At 85.8% G+C, this 365-nt stretch carries 1 pseudogene; it reads right to left on the bottom strand.

Annotation, left to right across the window (positions count from 1 at the left end):
- A pseudogene (locus tag AC1MIR_RS01335) lies at positions 1-273 on the bottom strand (hypothetical protein); the annotation flags it as partial.
- Positions 274-365: the final 92 nt, after the last annotated feature.

Genomic DNA, 365 nt, shown 5'->3' with positions numbered 1-365 from the left:
GGGGGGGGGGGGGGGGGGGGGGGGGGGGGGGCGCGGGCGCCCCCCGCGGGCCCGCGGGGGGGGGGGGGGGCCCGCGGGGGCGGGGGGGGGGGGGGCGGGCGCCGCGCCCTGGCGCTGGCCCTCCAGCTGCTGCAGGCGGAAGTCGATATCGCCTTCCAGCTTCTGCACCCGCTCGCGCAGCTGGCGTTCGCGGAACTCGGCTTCCTCGGCGCGGCCGCGCACGCTGCGCAGCTCCTCCTCCATGCGCTGCACGCGTTCGAGCAGCGTCTGCACCAGGTCGCCCTGCGGCGCCGCCGGGCGGCCGGCCCCCCGCGCGGGGGGCCCCCCCCCCGGGGCCCGCGGGGGCGCGCCGCGCCCCCCCCCCC

It is taken from the genome of Falsiroseomonas sp. RANM36 (assembly GCF_056682175.1).
Note: the sequence above shows the minus strand (reverse complement) of the source record. Positions and strands in the feature narration are given on the sequence as shown.